Annotated in this window: 20 protein-coding genes; 15 read left to right on the top strand and 5 right to left on the bottom strand. The window is 47.7% G+C overall.

The window, feature by feature from the left end; genetic code table 11:
- Nucleotides 1-54: 54 nt before the first annotated feature.
- Complete coding sequence (locus V7S65_RS09005) at nt 55-591, bottom strand: YceI family protein (RefSeq protein WP_336388503.1); 537 nt, start codon at nt 589-591, stop codon at nt 55-57.
- A 319-nt stretch (nt 592-910) separates the two neighbouring features.
- Here V7S65_RS09005 and V7S65_RS09000 point away from each other — a divergent pair, with 319 nt between their 5' ends.
- The 9 genes from V7S65_RS09000 to V7S65_RS08960 all read left to right on the top strand — a co-directional run bounded on the left by V7S65_RS09000 (nt 911) and on the right by V7S65_RS08960 (nt 11,249).
- Nucleotides 911-2,365, top strand: coding sequence for a TolC family protein (locus tag V7S65_RS09000; protein WP_336388504.1), 1,455 nt, complete (start codon nt 911-913; stop codon nt 2,363-2,365).
- A 12-nt stretch (nt 2,366-2,377) separates the two neighbouring features.
- Nucleotides 2,378-3,367 (top strand): HlyD family secretion protein, encoded by a 990-nt coding sequence (locus V7S65_RS08995; protein ID WP_079471981.1) that lies wholly within the window; start codon nt 2,378-2,380, stop codon nt 3,365-3,367.
- Nucleotides 3,367-4,533 carry an ABC transporter permease gene (locus tag V7S65_RS08990; protein ID WP_336388505.1) on the top strand — a complete coding sequence of 389 codons (1,167 nt, stop codon included), beginning with the start codon at nt 3,367-3,369 and terminating at the stop codon, nt 4,531-4,533. The genes V7S65_RS08995 and V7S65_RS08990 overlap by 1 nt, the downstream gene beginning before the upstream one ends.
- On the top strand, nt 4,526-5,701 hold the full coding sequence (locus V7S65_RS08985) for an ABC transporter permease (RefSeq protein ID WP_336388506.1): 1,176 nt from the start codon (nt 4,526-4,528) through the stop codon (nt 5,699-5,701). The genes V7S65_RS08990 and V7S65_RS08985 overlap by 8 nt, the downstream gene beginning before the upstream one ends.
- A 3-nt stretch (nt 5,702-5,704) precedes the next feature.
- Nucleotides 5,705-7,072 carry an exonuclease domain-containing protein gene (locus V7S65_RS08980; protein WP_336388507.1) on the top strand — a complete coding sequence of 456 codons (1,368 nt, stop codon included), beginning with the start codon at nt 5,705-5,707 and terminating at the stop codon, nt 7,070-7,072.
- A 109-nt stretch (nt 7,073-7,181) separates the two neighbouring features.
- A complete protein-coding gene (locus V7S65_RS08975) occupies nt 7,182-8,111 on the top strand; it encodes a phosphoribosylaminoimidazolesuccinocarboxamide synthase (protein ID WP_336388508.1) in 930 nt (309 codons plus the stop codon).
- A 53-nt stretch (nt 8,112-8,164) separates the two neighbouring features.
- On the top strand, nt 8,165-8,743 hold the full coding sequence (locus V7S65_RS08970) for an LpqN/LpqT family lipoprotein (protein ID WP_336388509.1): 579 nt from the start codon (nt 8,165-8,167) through the stop codon (nt 8,741-8,743).
- Between the two features lie 111 nt (nt 8,744-8,854).
- Nucleotides 8,855-10,651: an ABC transporter ATP-binding protein gene (locus V7S65_RS08965; RefSeq protein WP_336388510.1), complete on the top strand. Its 1,797-nt coding sequence runs from the start codon at nt 8,855-8,857 to the stop codon at nt 10,649-10,651.
- A gap of 157 nt (nt 10,652-10,808) precedes the next feature.
- Nucleotides 10,809-11,249, top strand: coding sequence for a DUF3276 family protein (locus V7S65_RS08960; RefSeq protein ID WP_079471974.1), 441 nt, complete (start codon nt 10,809-10,811; stop codon nt 11,247-11,249).
- A gap of 290 nt (nt 11,250-11,539) precedes the next feature.
- On the opposite strand, the gene pgi is transcribed toward V7S65_RS08960, so the two are convergent.
- Nucleotides 11,540-13,195, bottom strand: coding sequence for a glucose-6-phosphate isomerase (pgi, locus tag V7S65_RS08955; protein WP_079471973.1), 1,656 nt, complete (start codon nt 13,193-13,195; stop codon nt 11,540-11,542).
- Nucleotides 13,196-13,239: 44 nt separating this feature from the next.
- A complete protein-coding gene (locus V7S65_RS08950) occupies nt 13,240-14,043 on the bottom strand; it encodes a hypothetical protein (protein WP_336388511.1) in 804 nt (267 codons plus the stop codon).
- A 137-nt stretch (nt 14,044-14,180) separates the two neighbouring features.
- On the opposite strand from V7S65_RS08950, the gene prfB reads away from it, so the two are divergent.
- From prfB to V7S65_RS08935, 3 genes are all read left to right on the top strand, one after another.
- Nucleotides 14,181-15,276 (top strand): peptide chain release factor 2 gene (gene prfB, locus V7S65_RS08945; RefSeq protein WP_143313671.1). Its coding sequence is split into 2 segments (ribosomal slippage): nt 14,181-14,240 and nt 14,242-15,276, totalling 1,095 coding nucleotides; the frame shifts between segments, so codons are not numbered across the junction.
- Between the two features lie 151 nt (nt 15,277-15,427).
- The gene (pruA, locus tag V7S65_RS08940; RefSeq protein ID WP_111578228.1) at nt 15,428-17,059 is read left to right on the top strand and encodes an L-glutamate gamma-semialdehyde dehydrogenase; all 1,632 of its coding nucleotides are present in this window, start codon (nt 15,428-15,430) and stop codon (nt 17,057-17,059) included.
- Between the two features lie 3 nt (nt 17,060-17,062).
- A complete protein-coding gene (locus tag V7S65_RS08935) occupies nt 17,063-17,521 on the top strand; it encodes a hypothetical protein (RefSeq protein WP_079471970.1) in 459 nt (152 codons plus the stop codon).
- 1 nt (nt 17,522) lies between these two features.
- Here V7S65_RS08935 and V7S65_RS08930 read toward each other — a convergent pair whose 3' ends face one another.
- Nucleotides 17,523-18,041, bottom strand: coding sequence for a peroxiredoxin (locus tag V7S65_RS08930; RefSeq protein WP_336388512.1), 519 nt, complete (start codon nt 18,039-18,041; stop codon nt 17,523-17,525).
- Between the two features lie 191 nt (nt 18,042-18,232).
- On the opposite strand from V7S65_RS08930, the gene pyrR reads away from it, so the two are divergent.
- From pyrR to V7S65_RS08915, 3 genes are read left to right on the top strand one after another with little or no spacing between them, the layout of a single operon-like run.
- Nucleotides 18,233-18,763, top strand: a complete 531-nt coding sequence (pyrR, locus tag V7S65_RS08925; protein WP_079471968.1) for a bifunctional pyr operon transcriptional regulator/uracil phosphoribosyltransferase PyrR — start codon at nt 18,233-18,235, stop codon at nt 18,761-18,763.
- 51 nt (nt 18,764-18,814) lie between these two features.
- Complete coding sequence (locus V7S65_RS08920; protein ID WP_079471967.1) at nt 18,815-19,744, top strand: aspartate carbamoyltransferase catalytic subunit; 930 nt, start codon at nt 18,815-18,817, stop codon at nt 19,742-19,744.
- A 32-nt stretch (nt 19,745-19,776) separates the two neighbouring features.
- Nucleotides 19,777-20,355 (top strand): hypothetical protein, encoded by a 579-nt coding sequence (locus V7S65_RS08915; RefSeq protein WP_336388513.1) that lies wholly within the window; start codon nt 19,777-19,779, stop codon nt 20,353-20,355.
- A 13-nt stretch (nt 20,356-20,368) separates the two neighbouring features.
- On the opposite strand, the gene V7S65_RS08910 is transcribed toward V7S65_RS08915, so the two are convergent.
- Nucleotides 20,369-23,755 (bottom strand): SusC/RagA family TonB-linked outer membrane protein, encoded by a 3,387-nt coding sequence (locus V7S65_RS08910; protein ID WP_336388514.1) that lies wholly within the window; start codon nt 23,753-23,755, stop codon nt 20,369-20,371.
- Nucleotides 23,756-23,774 lie beyond the last annotated feature (19 nt).

Here is a 23,774-nt window from a genome sequence, read left to right as displayed (position 1 = left end):
TTTTAAAAGTTGGCTGTTAGTTTTTGCGGGTGCAAAAACTAACAGCTGATAATCTTACTGCTTTTTGATCAGTTGCACTTCTCCGTAGATTTTTACATCATCGCCCACCAGTACGCCACCGGCTTCGGTAGCCGCGTTCCAGTTAAGGCCGAAATCTTTACGGTTAATTTTCCCGTTAATGGTAAAACCAGCTTTGGTATTACCCCAGGGATCTTTTACCACACCACCGAATTCTACGGCGAGTTTGATGTTTTTGGTTACCCCGCGGATGGTCAGATCTCCGTAAAGTTCATAAGAGCCGTCGTTGTCAACGTTCTCATATTTGGTAGCTTCGAAAATGATATCCTTATAGGTGTTTACATCAAAGAAATCCGGGGAACGAAGGTGTTGATCCCTGTCGGCGCTGCCTGTTGAAATAGAATCTATATCTACTGCTACTTTCACTTTAGCAGTCATAAAGTCTTCTCCTTCTGTTTCTGCGTCCACGGTGAAGTTGTTGAATTTACCATTGATATTGGTAATCATCAGGTGACGGATTTTGAATCCAAGCTCACTGTGACTGGCGTCGGCTACCCATTGTTGTTTTGCCATAAGTAAATGTAGTTTTATAATGAATCAAAGAATTATAATGCCGCGTAAACCGCTGCAGGACTTTATTTTAACAAGATCAGGAACTTATTGTTCAATCTTTTGTATCACAAATATCGGGTGAAAACTGATGGGTTCAAATGGATCAAATACACATAATGATGTACTTTTTGTGTATGCGCTAAAGGTAATAAATATTACGATAAGCCCTTTATTATCAAATGATGTATAATTTTTTTCAAATACTTCAAACATTATGCATGAAAGATTGTTTTGAGGTGTTAAGGTCAAACCGGAACCTTCCTGATGTAAAGAAAACCGTATGAGATATTACTTGTTTCTAATTCCGTTACTGCCAGTATTGTATGCACACGGTCAGCAAAACGGACAACAGCTCACTTTAAAGGAATGTTACCGGCTTGCCAAACAGGGAAACACATTGGTGCAGCAGGCGCAGCGATCCCTGAAAGCCCGTGAGTATAACCTGCAGGCAGAAAACAGGTCGTATTACCCCAAAGTGGATCTGCTGGCCGGCTACAGCTATCTCGGCAAACCACTGGAAATAAATCTGCAACAGGTAAAAGATGGCGTGGTGAACGGATCATCTGCCCAAAGCGTGAATACGGCCAATACTGTTTACCAGCAAATTACCGGGCAGCCGCTTCCGCAAAATGTGCAGGACGTTATTTATAATACCACCAAAGGGATCATTAATACGGTGTACCCCGATTATAACCCGGAGCTGACCAAACAATCTTATTTCACCGCGGCGCTCGCACTGCGGCAGCCTATTTACCTGGGTGGCAAAATTGCTACCGCGCAACAGCTGGCCAGAACACAGGTAACCGCCGGGCAGTTCAACCAACAGGTAGTGGAAAAAGGATTGTTCTTTGCCATCAGCGCCCAGTATCTCCGCATCCTTTACCTGAACACTATTCTTGCCCATGAAGCTGTGATCGTGGAATCTTTTAGGAAGAACCGCGACTATGCCACCTCTTTAAAAGATAACCAGATCCTGCCGCCATACCTGCTCAACTGGGCACGGGTGTCTTTTGTGCAGGCCACCAACCGGTACAACAACCTGGAGCTGGAAAAGGAAAACGCGCTGCTGGAACTGAACGACTTACTCGGGCAGCCGATTGAAACCCCTATAACAATTAACGACACACTAGAATATGAACTAAAGCCGGTAACGGAAACGGGCCAACTGGAGTTACTCCGCAATAACCCTACTTACCGCCTGGTGGAAAATAAAACGGACCTGGCAAATGTAGCCGTGAAGGCTTCCCGGTCGCTCGCCCTGCCCAATATTTTTGCCATCGGCAGCTTAAACCTGTATCAGAAAGACCTGCCGGTAACTATACCACCCTGGCTCATCGGCGTGGAAATGCAATGGAACCTCTTCGACGGCTTCCAGAAATATAAGCGCACCAAAGCCAGTAAAATGCTGGTGGAAGAAGCACAGATGGCAGCATTGAACACCAAAACCTCGCTGGAGCTGCAACTGAAAGTAGCGATCAATAAAATGAAAGCCCTGCAGAATGATGTGGCGTCGCTCGATAGCGCGCGGCAACAGGCGCACCTCACCACTACGCTGGTAATCGACCGTATGCAAAACCAGTTGTCGTCTGTAAAAGATGTAAATGATGCACTGCTGCAGGAAGAGGAAATGCAGAAGATCTACTATACCGCCGTGATGGGCTACTACCTTGCACTGGCGCAATACTGGAATGTAATAGGTACACCGGAACAATTTGCAGAATACGTTGACAGATAAACAGATTTTTTCATGAGAGCTGTATTAAAAAATTATTGGGCCCTGCTGATCCCCATTGCTATCCTGGTTATTGCGCTGATCTTCTTTGTAAAGAAACCGGCAGCTGCAGATAAATCAATGATAGGCATGGTGGACGCCGATTATGTGGATGTGGCAGCAGAATTCCCCGGCCGCCTGGATAGTCTCCTGGTAAAACAGGGTGATACCATCCGCAAGGGACAGCTGCTGGGCGTGCTCCGGTCTACCGAAATCAATGCCATCCGCAACCAGGCGCAGGCTGCCATCGATGCAGCAAAAGGACAGCTCACATTGTTGCAGAAAGGCGCCCGCCCCGAAGCCATCAAAGCAGCCGATAACCTGTACAATATTACCCAGCAACAGTATGAGCTGATGCAGAAAACCTATCAGCGTATGCAAAACCTCTTTAATGATGAGGTAATTTCCGGGCAGGAAAAAGACCTGGTATATTTCAAACTGCAGGCCGCCAAAAAAGAAATGGAAACAGCCAAGCTGAACATGGATATGCTGCAACAGGGGAGTCGCCCGGAACTGATCACCACCGCTTCCGCTATTGTACGCCAGGCGGAACAGGGCTACGAACTCACCAAAGCATTATCTGATAATACTTATATCCATGCGCCGTCAGATGGTATCATTACTTCTATGGTAATAGAAGAAGGAGAAATAGTGGCGATCGGTTATCCGCTGATGACTATCCAGAAACCGGCTACCTATCATATTACGTATAATGTGCGCCAGGATGATATGCAGCGTTTCCCTTTAGGCGCCCGTGTTACTGTGCGCGTACCGGGATGTGATCCTGAAAATTTTGAAGCGGAGGTACATAAAGTAGCTCCCTCGCTCACTTTCGCCAACTGGGTACCGGTAAAAGAACAGGGCAAATTTGAACTGCGCACTTTTACGGTAGATCTGAAACCCGTTAACCAGGCGGCTATCAAAGGCTTGCGCCCTGGTATGACTGCCTCCATGAACCTGCCATGATGCGTTCCATTATCCATATCATGATCAGGGAATGGAAGCGCATACTTACCCTCCCGGAGCACTACATTGTATTGCTGGTGTTGCCACCATTGGTATGCCTGCTGTATGGCTATATCTATAATAACCAGTTTGCCCGTGATTTGCCGGTGGCCATCTGGGATGAGTCGCATTCGCCTTTGTCGAGGAAGTTTGGGTTTATGCTGGAGCAAACGGAGAGCATCCACATCACGCAGCAGGTAGATAACGAAGTAACGCTGCAGAAGATGATGGAACAGGGCATCATCCAGGGCGCTATCCATTTCCCGGAGAAAATGGACGACCATATCAAAAGCCGTCAACCGGTGTATATCACCGTTTACACCAATACCGCCGCCGTAGTAACGGCAAAGCTCATCTATAAAGATGCCGCCAAAGTATTGATTACGGCGGGTTCGGGCGTTACGCTACAGAAGTTTGTAAAAACGGGCATGCCCGCCGGTAAGGCGATGGCGCTGGTACAACCCATCCGGCTCACGTCTTACATGCTTTATAATCCGCAGTACAATTACCAGCAATACCTGGTGCCGGGGTTAATTGCGGTGGCGCTCCAGATGATGATCATTATGGTAACAGTACTTGCTTTGAACCTCGAAGAAAAAAGAGGCACGTTTGCAGAACTGAATGCAATGGCCAATGGCTCTGCATCCAATGTATTGCTGGGAAAGGGTTTGGCGCACCTCAGCGTAGGGTGGCTGCATTATATCCTGGTAACGTGTATTGTGTTCCCGCTTTTTGCACACGGAACGATAGGCGGCTCCTGGCCGTTGTTCATCCTGTTTACGTTGCTGATTATGGGATGTATCAGTATTGGCCTGATGGTGTCTGCTATTGTGAGCGATGTAATGGTGGCCTGCGACCTGGGCCTGTTCTATACTTCCCCTGCTTTTGTATTCAGCGGCTTTACTTTTCCCCGCTGGGCCATGCCGTGGTACGACCAGTACTACGCCTGGCTGATGCCCTTTACACCTTTCCTGGATGGATTCTTTAAAGTGTATTTTATGGAGTTGCCGATGCACTATGTATATAAGGAAGCCGGGCAGCTGCTGATCTATATAGCAGTAACGTTCCCGGTGGCATTGTTGTTCCTGCAACGGAAACTAAATAAACTCTCTTTACAGCATGCGTGATTTTTTTCAGCATATCACCCGGTTGTTCCTGCGGGAAGTAAGGCTGGTGGCCACCGACCACAGCTTGTTGCTTACCCTGCTGATAGCGCCGCTCCTCTATGCTTTTTTCTATGGCAGTATTTATAGTTATAAGGTAGAAGAGAAAGTATTACTGGCCGTTGCCGACGACGACAAAAGTGAACTATCCCGCGCCTTCCTGCAGCAGCTGAGTAAAATGCAGATTGCAGCCGTAACAGGCGCGAGGGACTTACAGGATGCGCAGGATAAAATGTACTATGGCGAATGCCAGGGCTACCTGTATATTCCCCGCGGCGTAGAGAAAAAAGTGCTGGCCCTGCAACAGGCCGATATTGTGCTGGCTGTGAATGCCGCGCGGTTCCTGCCTTCCAGCGAACTGGCCGGCGGTATTACCACGCTGGCACTTACCGTAGGTGCAGGGGTACGGCTGAAGTATAATGAAATGCAGGGATTGAATTCTCAGATGGCTTTGCGTGAAACCCAACCGGTGAATCTCGACTACCGGCCAATGTATAACGCCCGGTCCAGTTATGGTGCGTTCCTGCTACCGGGGCTGCTGGCGCTCATATTGCAGCAAACGCTGCTGATCGGGCTTTCCGAAAGTATGGCGCTCGACAAAGAAAAAGGGCGCGTACCCGAACTGGTGAAAACCGGCGGTGGCGGCCTGTCGGCCACCCTTTGGGGAAAGGGCCTTTTTTATATGCTGCTTTTTTGCTGTTATGCTTTTTTCTTTATGACGGTTAACTATACCACCCTCAACATCCCCTTCCGCGGACGGGTGCTGGATGTGGCGGTGGTGTTCTTCCTTTTCTTTTTTACGCTGATCCCGCTGGGGATATGGCTGGGAAGCATGTTCCGCAGCCAGCTGATGGCGGCGCAGATGATGGTGTTTTCCACGTACCCGGTATTCCTCATCGCCGGCTATGCATGGCCGTATGAATCGCTGCCGGTACCGCTGCAGTGGTTATCGTCGATGGTGCCTACCACGCCTTTCCTCAGGGTGTACCAGTCCATCGTACAAATGGGCGGTACCCTGGGCGATAATGCGGCTTCTGTATTGCATTTGGTGGCGCTGTCCGGGTTTTATACCCTGCTGGCCTTACTTGGATTAAGGCGCTTGAATAAGCGGCAACAATCCATATATTTGTAGCTGATGTATGCAATTGTAGATATTGAAACGACGGGCGGGCATGCCAGCGCCAATGGTATAACGGAGATCGCCGTTTTCCTGTATAACGGGAACGAAGTCACGCAGCATTACCAAACCCTGGTAAACCCTGGCATCCCCATTCCTTATTACATAGAATCATTGACAGGTATCAGCAACAGTATGGTGGCAGATGCACCTCCCTTTGAGGCCATCGCTCCTTTATTATATGACCTGCTGAAAGACCGGATCTTTGTAGCCCATAATGTAAACTTCGATTACTCCTTTATAAAGCACCAGCTGGCTAATGCAGGGTTCGACCTGCAATCAAAGAAGCTGTGCACGGTACGGCTGGGACGCAAAATATTCCCGGGGCTGAAATCATATAGCCTGGGTAATATCTGCCGCCATTTCAGCATACCGGTAAATGGCCGGCACCGCGCCGGCGGCGATGCGGAAGCCACCACCGTGCTTTTCGGGATGCTGCTGGCCAACGATAAAGAGAAGGTGATCGCTTCCATGCTGAAGGTAGGATCAAAGGAACAGTTCCTGCCGCCTAACCTGCCACCGGAACAGGTGAAGGGATTACCGGCTCACCCCGGTGTTTATTATTTCCACGACCGCAAAGACAAAGTAGTATACGTAGGCAAAGCAAAAGACCTGGCTAAACGGGTGAACAGCCATTTTACCGGCCATAGCACCAGCCGCCAGCGGCAGAATTTCCTGCGTACCATTCACCGCATTTCCTACCAGGAAACGGCTACGGAGCTGATGGCCTGCATCCTCGAGTCGGTGGAAATAAAGCGCCTGTGGCCTGTTTTCAACTACGCCCAGAAACGGGTGGAGTTCAGGTATGGATTTTACCTGTTTGAAGACCAGCAGGGATACCTGCGGCTGGCCATAGAAAAGAAGCGGAAGTATTCGCACCCCGTACACAGCTTTAACCTGCTGATAGATGGTCACCGGCTGTTACGCTCCCTGATAAAGGAATTCCAGCTGTGCCCCAAACTTTGTTTCCTGCAAAAAGGCGATGGCACCTGCGCCGGTATTACCGCCGGTACGTGCAAGGGCGCCTGCCAAAAGGTAGAACGGCCCGAAAGCTATAATGAGCGTATGAAAGCGGCGATTGCATTTTTACAGGAACAACAACCTTCCGTGATCATCGTAGACAAAGGCCGCAACAGCAGCGAGAAAAGCTGCATCCTGATGGAGAAGGGCCGTTTTTATGGAATGGGTTATGTGCCCGCAGAAGTAAATACCGCCGAAGCGGCACACGTGCGGGATTATCTTACCCCTTACGCCGAGAATGAAGTGATCATCAGCCTGCTCCGGCCTTACGCCAGCAACAGCAGGCAGTTGTCGGGCATCCGTTAATCATCTCCCGAAAAAAAATTACACGATCGTAATAAATCAAGTGATTCATGATTACTTTTGCATCTCGTAAAAGTGATTTTCATCTTTAATTATTAATATTTTTTTATTCATGTTAGAGTCAAGTTTCAAATTACCAGGTCAAACTGCCTTTTACAAAGGAAAAGTACGTGATGTTTACACCATTGATGACAGGCTGATGGTAATGGTAGTAAGCGATCGTATCTCTGCATTTGATGTGGTACTGCCACGCCCGATCCCCTACAAAGGACAGGTACTGAACCAGGTTGCGGCCATTATGCTGGAAGCAACTAAAGATATCGTTCCTAACTGGGTAAAATCTTCTCCGCTGCCAAATGTAACTATCGGGCTGAAATGCGAAACTTTCCCGGTGGAAATGGTGGTACGTGGTAACCTCACTGGTCACGCCTGGAGAACTTACAAATCCGGCGAACGTGTACTGTGTGGTGTAACGATGCCGGAAGGACTGAAGGAAAACGATTTCTTCCCGTCGCCCATCATCACTCCAACTACCAAAGCGCATGAAGGACATGATGAGGATATTTCCCGTGATGAGATCATCGCACAGGGATTGGTAAGTAAGGAGGACTACGAACAACTTGAAAAGTATACCCTCGCCTTGTTTGAAAGAGGTAAGGAAATGGCCGCCAAACGCGGACTGATCCTGGTAGATACCAAATACGAATTCGGTAAAATCGGCGATACCATTTATGTTATCGACGAAATTCATACTCCTGATTCTTCCCGTTATTTTTACGCGGAAGGTTATGAAGAGAACCAGAAAAACGGCGCCCAGCAGAAACAGCTCAGCAAGGAATTTGTACGTGAATGGCTGATGGCAAACGGTTTCCAGGGTAAAGATGGTCAGCAGGTACCGGAAATGACAGACGAATTTGTAACAAGCGTAAGCGAACGTTACATTGAACTGTTTGAAAATATTACCGGTCAGAAATTTGTGAAAGAAGAAGTAGCGGCTGCGGATGCAGAATCCAGGATAATAGCTGCACTGAAAAGTTTATAATCACCCAATCGCTCCGGTGCAACGCCGGAGCGGTTTTTTATCCCTTGTGCACGATGAAACTACAATTGATCTCCGCAGTAGCAGTTTGTTTGTTAAGCATTGCAGCCTGCAACAATGCGTCCAAATCCCCTAAAGAATTAAGCAGCGAAGAAGTACTGGAGCTGGCAGGAAAATCGCCGGGCATGAACGCCGGCCGGGGAACCTTTACGGTAAATACCCCCACCGGCTGGACAAAGATAGATACAGTGATGAGCCGGATTGAATACACCTTTATGATGGCGCCAATCACCGGCGACAGCACCTTCCAGGCCAATGTAAATATCGTTACACAGGAACTGAAGAAAGGATTTACGCTGGATAAGGTGATGGAAAGCACCCAGAAAGAAATGGAAAGTTTCTTCGTGGATTATAAAAAGATAGATACCGGCGAACGTACCGTTACCGGCGTAAAAGCCAAATGGATGAAATGCCAGTATGTCCACCGCGAAAGTGGTACCCTGCTTAACGGAGAGGTAACCATTCTGGTGAAAAATAATATCGCTTACGCTATTACCCTCACTACACTCGCCAACGACCTGGTGAAATATGAACCGGCGCTGGAAGAGATCCTGGGGTCTTTTACCACGAAGTAAAGTATATATTTTTTTGAGAGAAGACCCGGGCGGAGAGATTATCTGCCCGGGTCTTCTCCTTTATAGCTATATGCTTCGAATGCCTTATTTTTGTTTGCAAATTGACGACCATTGAAACACCTTGCCGCGCTTAATAAATACTTTCTTACCAATAAATGGCTGCTGATCCTGGGATTGTTGTTTACCGCTATATCCATTGTATTCAGTGTTTTCCAGCCTATCATGGTGCGCCAGATCTTCGACCTGCTGGCGCATAATATCGACGAATACCGGTTGCTGGATAATACTGCGCTGAAAGTGGCATTCCGTGCAGACTTCACGCATGTACTGGCGTTTTACGGCGTAAGCATCCTCATCTTCGCACTACTGAGCGGATTCTTTTTGTTCCTGCAACGGCAAACGCTGATTGTGATGAGCCGTCATATTGAGTATGATCTGAAGAATGAAATTTACCAGCATTATCAGAAACTGGATCTTAACTTTTTTAAGATGCATCGTACCGGCGACCTGATGAGCCGTATTACAGAAGATGTATCACGGGTACGCATGTACGTAGGTCCTGCTATTATGTATGCATCCCGGACTTTATTTCTCATTGTGATCATTGTATACCTGATGTTGCAGGTAAACCCGTTGCTGACGCTGTATACCTTATCGCCATTGCCTTTCCTGGCCTTAACCATTTATTATGTGAACAGGATCATTCACCGTAAAAGTGAGCGGATCCAGGCGCAGTTATCCAACATTACTTCCATTGCGCAGGAATCTTATTCCGGTATCCGCGTAATAAAATCATATATCCAGGAAGATGCAAGTGCGCGTCATTTTGAAGAAGCCAGTGAAGCGTATAAAGATAGTTCTATCAGTCTTGCTAAAACAGATGCCCTGTTCCAGCCCACTATGGCGCTGATGATTGGCCTGAGCGTGATCCTTACTATTTTCATTGGCGGTATCCAGGTGATCCAGGGGAACATTACGGTGGGCAACCTGGCGGAGTTTGTGATTTATGTGAACATGCTGATGTTCCCGTTCTTTTCTATCGGGATGGTGGCGTCTATGATCCAGCGTGCGGCGGCCTCACAGCAACGTATAAACGAATTTTTACAGATAGCGCCTGCTATTAAGGATGAGCCGGATGCGAAATCAGTGAAGCTGAAAGGAGGGGTGCGCCTGGAGAATGTAACCTTTACTTATCCTCATACAGGGATTACCGCCATCAGCAATTTTAACCTGTATATCAAACCGGGGCAGAAGGTAGCGGTGATTGGCAGAACGGGTTCCGGTAAAAGTACGCTGGCGCAGCTGCTCATCCGGATGTACGATCCGCAGGAGGGGAAGGTGATGGTAGACGACCAGGATATCCGTCACCTCCGGCTGGCCGATTTGCGTGGCCAGATCAGTTATGTACCGCAGGATGTGTTCCTGTTTTCCGACAGCATTGCCAATAACATCCGCTTCGGCGATCCGAGCGCCAGCATTGAAACTGTGCAAACCGCCGCCAGGCAGGCTTCTGTGGAGAAAGACATCCTGGGCTTCAACGACGGCTTTGATACCGCCATCGGGGAGCGGGGCGTAACGCTCAGCGGGGGACAGAAACAGCGGATCTCCATTGCGAGGGCGCTGATCAAGGATCCCAATATCCTTATCTTCGACGACTGCCTCTCTGCCGTAGATGCCCGCACCGAAAAAGAGATTATAGGTAACCTGTATGCCTATCTGAAAAACAAAACTGCCATTATTATCACTCACCGGATCTTTGCCTTGTTTGAGTTCGATAGCATAATTGTACTCGATGAAGGAAAGATTGTAGAGCAGGGGACACATAATGATTTATTATCATTGAATGGATACTACGCAGAACTATACGCGCGTCAGCAATCCGGCGACGATGAAAGTGTAAGTGAGTAGCAATCATGTGCTTGTATATACCCTGTCGCAGCCCGTTACACGCGGCTTTTATGATTTTTCAAAATCATTTAAAAATATTTTGATATTTGTAAAACAATAGTATATTTGTCTCTTATTGTAACAGGATTTGATTCGTTAACACTTAAATCTATCAACTGTGGCGTACGAAAACAACAATCAACAGGAAAGAAACAATGATAGCATCTTTTCTAAACGATTGAAAGCGGGCAAAAGAAGAACGTACTTCTTTGATGTAAAGACCACTCGGGGAAACGACTATTTTCTTACTATAACAGAAAGTAAGAAGCGTTTTAATGACAACGGTTATGACAGGCACAAGGTATTCCTGTACAAGGAGGACTTCAACAAGTTCCTGAACGCACTGACCGAAACCATCAACTATGTTAAAACTGAGTTGATGCCCGATTTCGACTTTGATGCCTACAACCATGATTATGTGCAGGAAGAACAGGACGAAACAGAAGCAGATGGATCTGAAGTACGCGCTTCAGTAGTCCCTGTAGAGGTGGAAGTACCTGTTGAGGCGTCAGTAGCCGCCCCGGCTTCACATAGCTCTGATGAGGTAGACAAATGGTAAGATTTTTACTTAGAGATTTTTACAAAAAATAATAGGCAACCTCCGGATTTCTCCGGGGGTTTTTTATTGTTGCGGATTTTGTCTTTCTCAGGATTACGCTGATTATACTGATTTACTTTTTTGATTTTATAAATGATAAAGGGAGATATAGGCGGTATTCGTCTATATCTCCCTTATTTTATTTCTCAATTTTATCTTTTCTTAATCTTTATAAAATCAAAAAAAATAAAATCAGTATAATCAGCGTAATCCTGAGAAAGACAAAATCCGCGTTTGCCGAAGGCGAACAACTACGCCGTACGCATGCCTTTCCACGCATTGATCAGTCCATTCGTACTCGCATCATGGTTCAGTATGATGTCGTTGTTTTCCAGTTCAGGCAATATCTTACTCGCTAACTGCTTACCCAGTTCCACACCCCATTGGTCGAAGCTGTAGATGTTCCAGATTACACCCTGCACAAAGATCTTGTGTTCGTACAGCGCAATCAGTGAGCCGAGTGAGCGTGGTGTTATTTCTTTTACCAGGAAGGAGTTGGTAGGACGGTTGCCAGGGAAAATTTTCGATGGCAGGATCTTCGCAATTTCTTCAGCAGGAGCGCCGGACTTTTCCAGTTCTGCACGTACTTCTGCTTCTGTTTTACCATTCATCAGCGCCTCTGTTTGTGCAAAGAAGTTCGACAACAGTTTCACATGATGATCACCGATAGGGTTGTGGCTGATGGCCGGTGCGATGAAGTCGCACGGAATCAGGCGGGTGCCCTGGTGAATGAGTTGATAGAACGCATGCTGACCGTTGGTGCCTGGTTCGCCCCAAACAATAGGACCGGTTTCATAACTAACGGTATGGCCTGTACGATCTGTGGATTTACCGTTGCTTTCCATATTACCTTGCTGGAAGTAAGCGGCAAAGCGGTGCATGTACTGGTCGTATGGCAGGATGGCTTCTGTGGCGCTGCCGAAGAAGTTGCCATACCACAGGCCGATCAGCGCCATGATAATAGGTATATTCTGTTCTGCAGGAGTGTCGGCGAAGTGCCTGTCTACCGCATGGGCGCCATCCAGCAACTGGGTGAAGTTGTCGAACCCGATGGTGAGTGCAATAGATAAACCGATAGCAGACCACAGGGAGTAGCGGCCGCCAACCCAATCCCAGAATTCAAACATATTTTTAGGATCGATACCAAAGGCGGTCACCGCTTTTTCGTTGGTAGATAAAGCAGCGAAGTGTTTGGCTACAAACTTCTCATCTCCCGCGTGTTCCAGGAACCAGTTGCGCGCAGTGTGTGCGTTGGTCATGGTTTCCTGTGTGGTAAACGTTTTGGAGGCGATGAGGAACAGGGTTTCGTCCGGTGTTACTTTTTTCAGTGTTTCCGCGATGTGTGTACCATCTACGTTAGACACGAAATAGGTTTGGATGTTAGGCTTCCAGTAAGGTTTCAGGGCTTCTGTAACCATTACCGGGCCGAGGTCGGAGCCACCAATACCAATATTTACGATGTAACGTATAGGCTTGCCCGTGTATCCTTTCCATTCGCCGGAGTGGATCTGGCGGCAGATGTGATCCATTTTGTTCAGCACTGCTTTTACATCGGGCATTACGTCGCGGCCATCGAGTAAAACAGGTTTATCGGACGTGTTGCGTAAAGCGGTATGCAGTACGGCACGGTTTTCTGTAACGTTTATTTTTTCTGCACCAAACATCGCTTTGATCGCATCCGCTACGCCGCACTCTGCTGCCAGTCCTAATAACAGGCTGCGGGTATCTTCCGTAATAATATTCTTGGAATAGTCGAAAAGGATGTCTTCAAATTTCAGGGAAAACTCACTGAAGCGTTCTTTGTTTTCCATAAATAAGGCACGCATATGTACCTTCTTCATTTCTTCAGCGTGTTTCTTTAAGGCGTCCCACGATTTGGTGGTTGTTGGATTGGTAGATGGAAACATAGTCGTGTATATATTAAATGCGCATCAAAAATAATCTTTTAGATTTATGATTTCTGTTTCCTGTACAATTGCCAGGAAATTGTTATGGCAATCACGCCAATAGCAATAATGCAGGTATGGATGATGGAGTTCTCGTCCATTACATCAGCAGCCCTTCTTTTCAACAGGATGCCATAGAAGGCCCACACAATAACAAGGGCATAGGTGATATTGTTGCGAAGCAGTACCATGCCTATACTCAGCAGGGTACCCAGGCTGATCATGGCAATGGCCCACAGCACCTGTGCATGGCGGTTGCCCTCCCAACCGGCGTATACCAGCAGCGCGGTAATATTGGCGATGGTGGCAACAGAGATCCATCCGAGGTAGATACTGAAAGGAATATGAATGAATATTTTCTCCCTCAGCGTAGCAGGAGCGATGCCGATGCCAAAGTTGAGATGGATGATGATCAGCGAAATCAGGAGGATTACCATGATAGCCACGCTCACCGGTATAAGATGATAATGCCAGGCAAACAGCCAGCAGGCGTTGGCTACACTGGAAATGAGGAACCAGTCTTTCATACGCTGCATCACATACGCCAGCGTTGCCGGTTGTTTATTGGAAAAAGATAACCATAATTGATATATGATAAAAGCTGTTAAAGAAAGATAGATAACACTCCAGATAGAGAACGTGATTCCCGCCGGTATAAACAGGTTAGGATATTCCTCGGAAATCTGCGCGGTGGTTTTACCATTGATGGGAAGCAGCACTGCCAGTGCATTTGCAGCTATCATAATAATAAAACCAAGTGTGTTGAAGATGGACCGGTTCTTAAAGTGGAGGGTTTCATGACTCACCATAACAGATGGGTGCTTTTTATAATATTAGTGACATGGTTACGGTGTTACAACACAAAAATTATGCTAAAGTAAACAATCAAAACAAAGTTTGAAAGCCGTTAGTATATATCTCCGTTTTTTCCATACATTTGCCAGCTATGACAGCTGAGCAACTTAAAGCTATGAGGGACCGTTTATATGTCCTGGGAGGTTTTCTTTAACGTACCTGACCGATTAGCAAAAATAGAAAACGACAAACAATTAAGCCTGGCGCCCGGTTTCTGGGACGACAACGTCAGAGCGACTTCGATTCTGAAGGAAATAAAGGTAAACAAATATTGGGTAGACCTTTACGATCAGGTAAACGCTGCTATTGACGACAGCGCTGTACTGAACGATTTTTTCAAAGAAGGAGAAGCAACGGAAGAAGAGGTGGAACAGGCCTACAATGCTGCAGTAGCAGCGCTGGACGACCTGGAATTTAAATCTACGCTCAACCAGCCGGAAGATGAAATGCCCGCAGTATTAACCATTAACTCCGGTGCAGGCGGCACGGAAAGCCAGGATTGGGCTGAAATGCTGCTGCGTATGTACCGCATGTATGGCGAAAAGCAGGGATGGAAAGTATCGGAAATTGATACGCAGTATGGAGATGGCGCCGGTATCAAATCCGCTACACTGGAATTTGATGGCGACTTTGCATATGGCCACCTGAAAGCAGAAAGCGGCGTACACCGCCTGGTTCGTATTTCACCTTTCGATTCCAATGCACGCAGACATACTTCTTTCGCCTCCGTATATGTATATCCGTTAGTAGACAATACTATTGAGATTGCTGTAAACCCGGCAGACCTGGAATGGGAGTTTTACCGTTCAGGTGGTAAGGGCGGACAGAACGTAAATAAGGTAGAAACAGCCGTACGTTTGAAACATATCCCATCCGGTATCATCATCGAATGCCAGCAGGCACGTACGCAGGGAGAGAACCGCGAAAAAGCGCTCACCATGCTGAAGTCACGCCTGTATGAAGAAGAGATCCGCAAAAGGGAAGAACTGAAAAATGCAGCCAACGCCAACAAACGCAAAATCGAATGGGGATCACAAATCAGATCATACGTATTCCATCCGTATAAGATGATCAAAGACCACCGCACCGACTTTGAAGTAGGTAACGTAGGACCTGTAATGGACGGCGACCTGAACGGATTTGTGAAAGCATACCTGATGATGCAGAAGGAAGAGGACAATAATTAATAAGTATCGACTAATTATTAATAAGCGCGTAGGCGTTGTATAACTTAATTTTGCTGCGGAAACAATACTCGTAGTCATTTGTTTATTTGATTGTTTGTTTGCCTCCGGGTTTACAAATGATCAAATAAACAAATATAAAAATTAGGATACAATGAATACAGGATACTTTGAGTACGCAGCGCCTGCTAATGAGCCTGTGTTATCTTATGCACCCGGTTCTGCTGAGAGAATTGCATTAAAGAAACAGTTAGCCGCCTTCAAAAGCGAAGTAGCAGATATACCTATGTATATCGGTGGTAAGGAAATCCGCACCGGAAACACCGTTGATCTGCGCCCTCCCCACGAAATCAAACACAAATTAGGTCACTTCCATATGGGTGACGCCTCTCATGTGAAATCCGCCATCGCAGCAGCGCTGGAGGCACGTGAAAAATGGGCTAATATGGACTGGGAACAACGCGCCGGCATCTTCCTGCGCGCTGCCGAACTCCTGGCCACCAAATACCGCTATCATATCAATGCCGCCACCATGCTGGGCCAGAGTAAGAACCCTTACCAGGCTGAAATTGACAGCGCATGTGAACTGATCGACTTCCTCCGCTACAACGTACACTTCCTCAGCGAAATATACCGCCAGCAGCCGGTTTGCGCACCCGGTATCCATAACAGGGTAGAATACCGCCCGCTGGAAGGCTTTGTACTGGCCGTTACTCCTTTCAACTTCACCGCTATTGCCGGTAACCTGCCCGCTTCTGCCGCTATGTGTGGTAACGTGGTAGTGTGGAAACCCGCCAATACACAGGTATTCGCCGCACAGGTGATCATGAAGGTACTGATAGAAGCAGGTCTGCCTGCAGGCGTTATCAACCTCGTATATGCAAATGGCCCGGTTGTAGGAGACGTTTGTTTCGCAGATCCTCATTTCGCAGGCATCCACTTCACCGGCTCTACCGGCGTATTCCAGACCATGTGGAAAACCATCGGCGAAAACATCCACAAATACAAAACATATCCGCGCATCGTTGGTGAAACAGGTGGTAAAGACTTCGTACTGATCCACAAATCAGCCGATGTTGACATCGCCGTTACAGCGCTTGCCCGCGGCGCTTTTGAATACCAGGGACAGAAATGCTCTGCCGCCTCCCGTGCATACATACCAAACAATCTTGCTGACGATATAAAATCCAAATTAGTTGCCGAGCTGAAAACCATGAAAATGGGTTCCACAGAAGATTTCAGCAACTTCATCAACGCTGTGATCGATGAACGCTCTTTTGATAAGATCGCCCAATACATCGACAATGCGAAGAAAGATCCATCTGTAAAGATCATCGCTGGTGGTAATTACAACAAAACGGAAGGTTATTTTATTGAGCCAACCGTAATCGAAACTACCGATCCGAAATACATCACCATGTGTGAGGAAATCTTCGGCCCGGTATTAACGATCCACGTGTATGATGCAGAGAAATTTGAAGAAATAATGCAGGTGGTAGACACTACCTCCGAGTATGCTTTGACCGGTGCAGTTATTGCGCAGGACCGTTACGCTGTAGAACTGGCTACCCGCACACTGGTAAACAGCGCCGGTAACTTCTACATCAACGACAAACCAACCGGCGCGGTAGTAGGACAGCAGCCATTTGGCGGCGCCCGCGCTTCCGGTACCAACGATAAAGCCGGCTCCATGCTGAACCTCTATCGCTGGTTAAGTGCCCGAAGCATCAAAGAAACTTTTGTACCTGCTACCGATTACCGGTACCCGTTCCTGAAAGAAGCTTAGTAAATGTTCATGATTTATATGTGGGCGGTGGATTTATATCCATCGCCTTTTTTGTACCTTGCACCCTCATTCAGTATCCAGGAAATTATGCAGGCAGATATCTTACAAAAATACTTCTCAGAACACCATGAGCACTACCGTGTAGCAGATCTCGAACAATTACTGCTTGCCGACGGAACGCCGCAACCGGATGCCAGTATTGCCGCCGCCGGCGCTTTTGATGAGTATTTTAAAAAACAACTCCGTAAGAAAGGAACCAAAGCCGCCATCTTTTTTGGTGTGGGCCTCATTGCGCTTATCCGCGTTATTACCCTTACCAACCGCGAAGAAGGCAGCTTTATGCAGGTATCTTTATCCCTGGCGCTGGTAGCTTTTGCACTGGTACTTGGAATCATATGGGGTATGCAGCTGTTTGCGCTGAAAGAAGAAATTTCTACGTTTAAGGATATGAGGAAGTTGTAGTTTACTGCAACTTCTGCAACGCCGTCAGCGACTCTGTTACATGTTTCTCTCCATCGCGCAGCGAATTGAATTCATGCACAATCACCCCATTCTTATCTACAATATAAGTTACCCGACCCGGTATCACAAAGGTTTTAGGCACGCCAAATAATTTGCGCACTTCATTTTTCGGATCACTAAGTAAGGTGAAAGGAAGATTGTGGTGTGTAGCAAAACTGCGGTGTGAAGCCACATTATCCGCACTGATGCCAATTACCATTGCGCCGTATTTCTGGAAGTCCTGGTACGAATCACGGAACGAACATGCTTCTTTGGTACATACACTGGTTTCATCTTTCGGATAGAAGTAAATAACCAACGGTTGTTTGCCAAGTACTGTATTGATATCAAAAGTTTTCCCGTTTTGATCCTGTAAGGTGAAGGCTGGAATTTTATCTCCTGTTTTCAGTTGTCCCTGGGAATTATTTCCCCATAATTGCAGAAAGGCGGTCATAGCTAAAATGGTCTTTAAAAGTTTCATACCCTGTTATTGATAACGCTAAAGTACGAAGAGAAGGGGAGCAACCTGCCATATTTCTGTTTTTGCATAACTAAAGAGTGCGGGAAACAGCGCTGTTTTAGAAATATTCCCTTGTTTATCAATCTTTTCTAATATTCAGCTTTTTATCTGTAGCATTTAATCATTATTTTTGGCCCCTAAAACGTTGTGTTTTGAAAACCATACTAAACGGCAAGCAAATGGCTATTACGATAGACAGGCTTTGTCATCAGTTGATAGAAAATAACTTACAGTTTGAGCAAACCGTGCTGATTGGATTACAGCCGAGGGGAATTTATTTGTCCGGCAGAATTCATCAGACCTTGCTGAAGTTAGTACCGGGAGCGCGTATCGACTACGGTAAGCTGGATATTACTTTTTACCGGGACGATTTTAACCAGAGTAAAACCCTGCATGTACCCAATGAAACGAATATTGATTTTTCCATAGAAAATAAAAAGGTAGTGTTGATAGATGATGTGTTGTATACCGGCCGCACGATCCGTTCTGCGCTGGATGCGATGCTGGACTTTGGCCGCCCTGCGGCGGTAGAGCTGCTCACGCTGATCGATCGCCGCTTCAGCAGGCAGCTGCCTATTCAGCCGGACTATACCGGTCGTACCATTGATGCCCTCATTTCCCAGAAAGTAAGGGTGTTGTGGAACGAAAGAGATGGTAAAGACGAAGTAGTTCTGATTGACTAAAATGAATCCGGATTTCAGAATTCAGATTTCACCCTTTATATTTGCACATTAATGTCACTTTCTGTAAAACACTTACTCGGAATTCGCGATCTGCAGCGCCAGGATATAGAGCTTATTTTTCAAACAGCCGACCAGTTTAAGGAGGTTTTACAAAGACCTATTAAAAAGGTTCCTACGCTACGCGATACAACAATTGTAAATTTATTTTTTGAGAACTCTACCCGCACACGCATCTCTTTTGAGTTAGCGGAAAAGCGCCTGGGTGCAGATACGGTTAACTTTTCTGCCTCGGGATCTTCCGTATCCAAAGGAGAAACGCTGATAGATACGGTGAACAACATCCTGTCCATGAAAGTGGATATGGTAGTGATGCGCCACTCCGCCAGCGGCGCGCCGCATTTCCTGGCCAAGCACATCAATGTGCCCATCCTCAATGCTGGCGACGGTATCAATGAACATCCCACCCAGGCATTGCTCGATGCCTTCTCCATCCGGGAAAGACTTGGTAGTGTGGAAGGCAAGAAGGTTGCCATTTGTGGCGATATCATGCACTCCAGGGTTGCCCTCTCCAATATTTACTGCCTCAAAAAACTGGGTGCAGAAGTAACGGTGGTAGGCCCGCCTACACTCATCCCGAAATACATGGCCGCAGCACTCGGCGTAAATGTGAGCTACAATATCCGCGAAGCCCTGCAATGGTGCGATGTGGCGAATGTGCTGCGTATTCAGCTGGAAAGACAAAACACCCCGCTGTTTTCTTCTCTCCGTGAATACTCCCTCGCATACGGCGTAAACCGCGAACTGCTCGACAGTCTGAATAAAGAAATTGTAATCATGCACCCCGGACCCATTAACCGCGGCGTGGAAATAAACTCTGATGTGGCGGACTCTGGTCAGTCCATCATCCTCGACCAGGTAGAAAATGGTGTGGCTATACGTATGGCGGCATTGTACCTGCTCGCAGGAAAGAAAACGGAGTAGCAGGCATATTCAAACAGTAATTACAACTTACTATGTTGCCCAATGAAGAAGAATTTCCTCCGTTGTATTCAACATCCGCAACGCGGCAAACTGTTGTGCTAAAAGTATTCCTGCTGGCCTGTTTGGCATTGGTGCTGGCCACGCTGCTGGCTGGCGTCGTGTTTTCCTTTTGGATAAAAGAAGTAAGCATCCGGATGCTTACTATAGGCATTGCAGCTCCGGTTTTATGTGGTTTGATATGGATGGCAGTTGCCTCTTACCGGTCTGGTAAGCCCAAATATACACGGGCAGAGGTAAACGCTGAAGGGCTGCACCAGTACGGTGAAGGCGTGCCTGTGCTGTCGTTGTGTTATGAGACGTTGAGTACAAACAGCCCCGGCGGTGTGTACGACGTGCTTTGGACCGATTGGGGTTACGACGAAACGAATCCGGATCTGTATGTTTTTGTCAAAAACGAATCTGGGGCTGTACAGGCGCAGGTTGTGCAGTTTAGAATTTTCCTGGTGACCAATGGGAATGCCCTGCTGGCGCATTTTGTAAGAGGTATTATGCGCTTTCGCCCCGATTTGAAAATAGATCCCAAGGTGCTGAGCCGCTACCGGATAACATAGCATACCCGCCAAATCAGAAGCCAACAGTCAACCCCAGTGTATATGATCTGAAAAACGGATATACGTTCCCGTTATAGCCTCCTGCCTGTTCCGGATCATAATATTTAATCTTCATTTTAGTGGTTTCCCATAAGTCCTGTCCGGAGAAATAAATACGCAGGTTAGTAATCCATATTTTCTTTAGCCAGCTGGCCGGTAAGGTATAACCTACCTGCAGGTTTTTCAGCCGGATATAGGCGCCATTCATCGCCCAGTGCGAGGAAGGGGCGGTATTCTGCTGATCGTTGAGATACAGCCGTGGAAATAACGCATCGGGATTTTCCGGCGTCCAGTAGTCCTGGTTGATATCCCAGGGCTGCTGCCAGTTGGCGGTAAAAGGAAGATTATAGCGCGGATCGGGCATCACCTTGCGGTGAGCTACCCCCTGGAAGAAAACAGAGAAGTCAAACCCTTTCCAGGCAAAGCCCGCATCTATGCCGTAGGAGAGCTGCGGATCGGTACTGCCCAGGTATACCAGGTCGGCATTGTCTATTTTGTTGTCGCCGTTGATGTCTTTGTAGCGGAGATCACCCGGACCCGTGTTTTCATGCTGGAAGGCGTGTGCGCTCACTTCAGCGGCCGACTGGAAGTAGCCATCAGACTCGTAGCCAAACAGGGAGGAGTAAGGATACCCGGCAATGCCCTGGTTCCAGCCTGCCTGCGGCGCCACATCATTATTCCTCAGTACTTTATTCCGGCTGTTAAAGAGGTTCCCGCTAATATACCAGGTAAAGGGCCCCTGGTCGTCCCGCCAGCCCACATTGATTTCCCAGCCCCAGGTTTTCATTTCGCCACGGTGAAAGTCCAGCGGCCAGGCGCCGTCTGTGGAGGCGGTCAGTACCGGGATCTGCATGTCCCGGTTATGTTTAATAAAGTAATCTGCGGCAATCGTCAGCCTGCCTCTGAATAAGGTAGCATCCCAGCCGTAGTTATTGGTGGAAATGTTTTCCCATCCCTGTGCCTGGATGATGGGGTTCTTATATGCAAATGGCAGAAAACGCGGCAGGGTATTAAAGCTGAAAGTTTGTAACCGTTCATCGTTGGGGATACTGTTCCAGCTGTTGATATTCCCCAATCTGCCCCATGACCACCTCAGTTTGAACTCATTGAAAAAAGGCAACGCGCGGTTAAACCAGGTTTCGTTGTTCAGGCGCCAGCCGGCGGAAAACGACGGGAACGCCTGCCACTGTTCGCCGCCAACAAAGGAAGTACTGTACTGTGATAACCGCGATGCGATGAGGTTTGCTTCCAGTAAGTAGCGGTTGTCGTAGTTATAGCTCATCTTACCGAATATCGACAGTAAAGAACCGCTGGCAGCCAGTAACTGCGTGTATTCGGGAGCGTTATTAAAGTGATTGGAATTGATTTCAGCCTGACTGATATTATAAGATGCAGCTGTATTTTGCGTGGTATTATAAGTTTCCTGTGTGGCGCCGCCGAGCAGGTGAATATTATGTTTATCTTCTTTTATATCGTAGTCGGCCAGCAGCTGGAGGTTACCGCCTTTTGCTTCCAGCTTGCTTTTCTGCAGCATGTTATGCGGCTGTATGAGCATGGCGGTATCCACACGGTTCCACAAGGCAATGGTATTGCGGCCCAGGTTGTCCTGCAGGGTGTGTTTCTGCGGACTGTAAATAAGCCGGAGGGTGAGTCCTTTTGCGAGGCTGTCGGCCCGCAGCGTAAATACTGCATCTATATAATTATTCTTTTCATCGCGCTCACCGCCATCTTCTAAAACAGCGTATCCCGGTGCGCCGCCATAGGCGTAGTTGCTGGTATTGGGTACATACACCGGCACGTTGCCTGGTCCGCGGAAAATGCCTGCCAGCAAGCCGTTAGGGCCTTCCACCGGCTGTGAAGGGGAGAAGGTATTGGTTTGTGCATAAGACAGCCGTGTTTCCAGGCTGAAGTGTTTACTGAAGCGGTTGTTCATATTCACCCGGGCGTTCACACGATGGGTACGGTCCGGTCCAACAGCAAATAGTCCCTGCCGCCCGAAGTAGCCCAGGGATGCAGAGAACTGGTTGGAACTATCGCCGCCTTTTACCGACAGGTTATAGTTTTCGATGCCGGTTCTGCTTTTGGTAAGCACCGGTAAAGGATTGTAGTTATAATAGTATTTGTAGTAATCAGGGTTTTGATAGTCGATCGCATAATGGTTCCCTTTCTTCATCAAATCTATTTCCATAGGGTCCCAGGGAGCGGTTTGACCGGCATTTTCAGCGGCCGTGTTCTGCATGGCGGCTGATTGCCAGGAGGGCAGCCGGTTGGGCAACCGGATGGGAGTTTCAAACCCGCCGAGGGTATTGAAATCCACTTTCAGTTTGCCGGGTTTACCGGTGCGGGTGGTAACCAGTACTACGCCGCCGGCGCCACGGGCGCCATAAATAGAGGCGGCCGCCGCATCTTTCAGGATGGATACTGATTCTATGTCGTCCGGATTAATTACGGCGAGGGAACCGGGTACGCCATCGATGATCACGGGGGTATTGCTACCGGAGGAAGAACCCACGCCGCGTACCTGTATGTTAAAGCCTTCGCGGCCAGGCTGCCCGTTACTGCGCGTTACCACCAGCCCGGTGGCAGTGCCCTGCAAAGCCGCCATGACGTTGGCTACGGGTCGGCTTCTGAGCCGTACGCCGTCTACCTGCGCAATGGCGCCGGTGATGTTGGCGCGTTTCTGCAGGCCATAACCCAGTACCACCAGCTCGTTGAGCTTGCGCAGGTCGGGTTGCAGCAATACGGATATATTTCTTCTGTCCCTTACGGCAATCTCTTTGGTTTCAAAGCCAATCAGCGATACCTGGAGGATGGCCTGTCCGTTGGCCAGGTCTACTTTGAAGTTGCCGTTCTCCGTAGTGGCGGTACCGTTAGTAGTGCCTTTTTCCCGGATAGATACGCCGCTTAAAGGCTGCATACCGTCTGATACGGAGCCGGTAACGGTCCATTTATCAGGGTTGGGATTAGTATTGGGAGGAGGCGTAAGATCTGCTGCAGTGGCGTTGAGCGGGATAACGATAATTTGTCCGTCTTTTATCTCTACTTTATATTTTGCAGGAGGGAATATCTTGGGCAGTACTTCCAGGAGGGGACTGTTGTGAACGTGTAAGCTAACGCCCTGGCGGGTTTCCAGTTCTCCGGAAGAAATAGCAAAGGTATACTTTGTTTGTTTTTCTATTTCCCGGATCACGGTTTTCAGGCTGGCATTTGTAAACTGAAGGGAAACCTTTTTGGGAGGGGCATTAGTATTCTGGGCCATAGCTACAGCATTGGCCAGTACCAGGATAACAACGAAAATAAAATCAGGCACGCGTCCAAACCTGGAATTGGAGATACGCGCCTGTAGCAATAATTGCTGCATAAATAAAAAGTCAGGCGCG

It is taken from the genome of Chitinophaga sp. CCNWYY40 (assembly GCF_037483205.1).
Lineage (GTDB): Bacteria > Bacteroidota > Bacteroidia > Chitinophagales > Chitinophagaceae > Chitinophaga > Chitinophaga ginsengisegetis.
Note: the sequence above shows the minus strand (reverse complement) of the source record. Positions and strands in the feature narration are given on the sequence as shown.